3 protein-coding genes are annotated in these 1,870 nt (G+C 73.6%); 1 reads left to right on the top strand and 2 read right to left on the bottom strand.

The genetic code is table 11. The features are described from left to right. On the top strand, nucleotides 1–474 hold a 474-nt coding region (locus J0670_RS37000), incomplete at its 5' end, for a MarR family winged helix-turn-helix transcriptional regulator (RefSeq protein ID WP_207817163.1). On the opposite strand, the gene J0670_RS36995 is transcribed toward J0670_RS37000, so the two are convergent. After that, nucleotides 434–1,012 (bottom strand): PadR family transcriptional regulator, encoded by a 579-nt coding sequence (locus tag J0670_RS36995; RefSeq protein WP_207817162.1) that lies wholly within the window; start codon nucleotides 1,010–1,012, stop codon nucleotides 434–436. The two genes, J0670_RS37000 and J0670_RS36995, sit on opposite strands and share 41 nt — an antisense overlap. A gap of 41 nt (nucleotides 1,013–1,053) precedes the next feature. Continuing rightward, the coding region (locus J0670_RS36990; protein ID WP_207817161.1) for a formylglycine-generating enzyme family protein at nucleotides 1,054–1,870 on the bottom strand (817 nt) is incomplete at its 5' end.

The following is a 1,870-nucleotide window of genomic DNA, read 5'->3' as shown; positions in this document are numbered from 1 at the left end:
ATCGAGGGCGCGGTGACCCGGATGTCCCGGCTCACCCGCCACCTCGGCCGGGTCCGCGAGCAGGGCGTCGCCGACTACGGCCTGCACAGGCACGAGTTCGACACCCTCCACGTCCTGGCCGGTCGCGGCGGCCACGCCGCCCCCTCCGACCTGCGGGCCGACCTCAACCTCGCCCCGGCCTCCGTCACCGGCCGCCTGGAGACCCTGGAGCGCCGCGGCTTCATCGTCCGCACCCCCTCGGCCGAGGACCGCCGCAAGGTCGACATCGTCCTGACCGAGGCCGGCCGCGCCGCCTGGCACGCGGCCCTGGCCGTGGTCGGGCGCGAGGAGCGGCGGCTGCTCGGCGTGCTGACGCAGGACGAGCGGCGGACGCTGTCGGACCTGCTGCGGAAGGTGATGCTGCTCCAGGAATCGGGCGGCCCGAGCCGTCCGGTCAGCCGCGCCCCGGCTGCCGCCCCGCCTCCAGACGCCTGAGGGTGAGCTTGAGCCAGGCGATGTAGGACGCGGTGGCGGCGAACCCCTGCTCGTGGGCCAGGAGTTGGACCTCCCGTGCCCAGACCGGGTCGAGCCCGGGGACCTGCGCCTCGTAGGAGTCGGGGATGTCGAGCGAGCCGTTCGTGCTGACGTTCCGCTCGCGGTACTCGAGTTCGGTGCGGACGACGTCGATGGCGATCTCGCGGTCGAGCTGGCCGGCGAAGATGAACCGCAGGGTGAAGTCGAGGTCGCCGGGCCGCGGCGAGGGGGTGTAGGGGGAGCGGGCCCAGTCGAGCAGGGCCTCGTGGCCCTGCTCGGTGATCCGGTAGATCTTCGCGTCCGGGCGCCCCTCGCGGGGGTCGACGTCGAAGGCGACCAGGCCGCGGTCGACCATCTTCCCGAGGGTGCGGTAGATCTGCGGCAGCTGCACGCCGTAGCCGAGGAACCTGCCCGGGCCCTCCACCATCCAGCGGCGAAGGTCGTAGCCGGTGATCCGCCGCAGGCAGAGCATTCCGAGGATCATGTACTCCAGTTGCATCCCGGTCCCGGTCTCCTGTGGCTCTCGGCTGCTGCGGTGGGTCAGGCGTCGGCGGCGCAGCGGAAGCCGGAGTGGCCGCTGGAGGCATCGAGGTCGTTCGCGGTGCGCGCGGCAACACGGTACCGGTTGCAGTAGGAGTCGTGGCACAGGTAGGAGCCGCCGCGGATCACCTTGGCACCCCCGCTGACCGGCCCCCGCGGGTTCACCGCGAGGTCCGGGCCGTGGTCGGTGGTCCACCAGTCGGCGCACCACTCCCACACGTTGCCCGACACGTTGTACAGGCCGAAGCCGTTGGGCTCGAAGGCGTCGACCGGCGCCGTGCCGCGGTGGCCGTCGGCGGCGGTGTTCTTCGCGGGGAACTGTCCGCGCCAGACGTTGCACCGGTACACGCCGTCCTGGTCGAGCTCGTCGCCCCAGGGGAAGCGCCGCTGGTCGAGGCCGCCGCGGGCGGCGTACTCCCACTCCGCCTCGGTCGGCAGCCGCTTTCCGGCCCACCGGGCGAAGGCGGCGGCGTCGTTCCAGGAGACGTGCACGGCCGGGTGGTCGCCGCGCCCGTCGAGGCCGCTGCCGGGCCCCTCGGGCCGGTCCCAGCGGGCGCCGTTCACCCCGCACCACCACGGGGTGCGGGCGGGGCGCGGGGAGGTGCTCCGCAGCACGCCGGGCAGGAAGGGTGCGAAGACGTACGACCAGCCGATCCGTTCGGCGTCCGTGACGTAGCCGGTGGCCTCGACGAACGCGGCGAAGCGGTCGTTGCTGACGGCGTGCGCGTCGATCCGGAAGGCGTCCACGCGCACCGGGCGGACGGGGCCCTCGCCGTCCGTCGCGAAGCCCTCGGCGTCGTCGGTGCCCATGAGGAAC

The organism is Streptomyces sp. FH025, from assembly GCF_017427025.1.
In the GTDB taxonomy this organism is placed as follows: Bacteria; Actinomycetota; Actinomycetes; order Streptomycetales; family Streptomycetaceae; genus Kitasatospora.
The sequence above is the reverse complement of the archived record's forward strand: the minus strand, read 5'-3'. Positions and strand labels throughout refer to the sequence as shown.